The organism is Microcystis sp. LEGE 08355 (genome assembly GCF_015207185.1).
Classification (GTDB): domain Bacteria; phylum Cyanobacteriota; class Cyanobacteriia; order Cyanobacteriales; family Microcystaceae; genus Microcystis; species Microcystis panniformis.
Map to the genome: position 1 here is coordinate 1 of NZ_JADEXI010000829.1, position 1,553 is coordinate 1,553.

A 1,553-nucleotide genomic window follows, 5' to 3' on the forward strand; every position below is an offset into this window, starting at 1 on the left:
AGACAGTCTATCTTTCTCTAAAAAAATGGAGAATCACGTTGGGGAACCCTTTGGTATTTTATCCATGACTACAATGCACAGCAAAGCAAAGGATTAAGCCGCCATCACTACTACCGAATCACCACCTAAAGGGGATGGCTATTCCTAGGGTATAGGCAAGGGGGATGAGGAAATTATTTTTTTCCCCGCGGTTGGTTGAGTCTAGAAAGTTTTTCATTATTCTCGAAGTCGTTGAGCTTTTCTGGTTCGGTATATTTTCAGAGAATTTTGGCGGTTTCCAGGAGATATTTCTCTAGTTGGGCTTTTTCTTGCAGGGGTATCCCTAGCATAGCTTTTTTCCTTGTATTTCTTTCTATTTTCTCACAACTCAGGCATGAGTAATTATACTCATGCCTGAGTTGGATGCGGCCTGTAGTTTTCCATGATAGTTTAGAGACAGTAAAAAATGGTGGAAAATACTGGTTATAGCCTTGCACTGACGATGTTTTTCAGCAGTCCAGAGTAAGGTTTGATTGATAGGGGAGCAAGTGTCAACGTTTTGCCCTAGCATTTGGAGCTAGAACTAGGCTTTATCTGGGAGAATGAAAATCTTTCGGTTATCTTGGCTGGAAACTTAGCCCATTGTCAAGCTCGTGCGCTCGTTGTTAAAGGCCAAGTTACTCCAATTACTCAAAATTTTATGAAGCATTTGAGTAAACACCTGACTTGATCGATGACAATGGCTCTATCCCGTTCTAGCTGTCAATAATTATGCAAAGTCTTTTTCAACGTTCCCTAGCTGAGACCAATTCTGGGGAAGAAGATATCCGTAGTCGTATTCTACAGGCCGCTTTACGTTTATTTGCCGCTAAGGGTTATGAAGGAACCACGACCAAAGACCTAGCAGGAAGCGCAAATGTGGCAGAAGGAACTTTATTTCGTTATTTTCCCAACAAAAAGGCGATTTTAATCGAAGTGGCCACTAGGGGATGGGTGGATATTCTCACCGACTTGCTGACGGAATTGAGCGAAATGGGCAGTTATAAAGCGGTAGCGCAGGTGATGCGACGTAGGGTGTTGAGAATGCGAGAAAATAGCGATTTATTGCGAGTTTGTTTTATAGAGGCACAATTTCACCCCGAATTAAAAGAGCGGATTCAATCGGAGGTAATTGCCAAAATGACCGATGTGGCCGAGGCTTTTTTTCAAACAGCGATCGATCGTGGTATCTATCGTCCCATGAATCCGAAAATTGTGGCCCAGGTTTTTCTAGGAATGTTCGCAATTGCCGGTTTTTCCAGTGAAACTATTTTAGATAGTAATGCTTCCCCCTTAGCTTTACAAGAAATGGCCGAAGGTATTGCCGAAATTTTTCTGAATGGAGTGTTAGTTAAGTAGTCGTGCAAAATTAATTTCCTAGTCGAGACTCCGAGACAGCTAATCTAAAGATAGGCGGTTAAAATCCGTTTTAGCTTACTTAAGTAGGTAGGCGTTAAAAATTATCAGATGCCCCCCTTATTAAGGGGGGATTAAAGGGGGGACTAAGGGGGGATCGGCACCCCCCTTATCAAGGG

1 protein-coding gene is annotated in these 1,553 nt (G+C 42.6%); it reads left to right on the top strand.

All coding sequences use genetic code 11. The features are described from left to right. Positions 1-750 precede the first annotated feature (750 nt). Positions 751-1,377, top strand: a complete 627-nt coding sequence (locus IQ242_RS24445) for a TetR/AcrR family transcriptional regulator (protein ID WP_108938006.1) — start codon at positions 751-753, stop codon at positions 1,375-1,377. Positions 1,378-1,553: the final 176 nt, after the last annotated feature.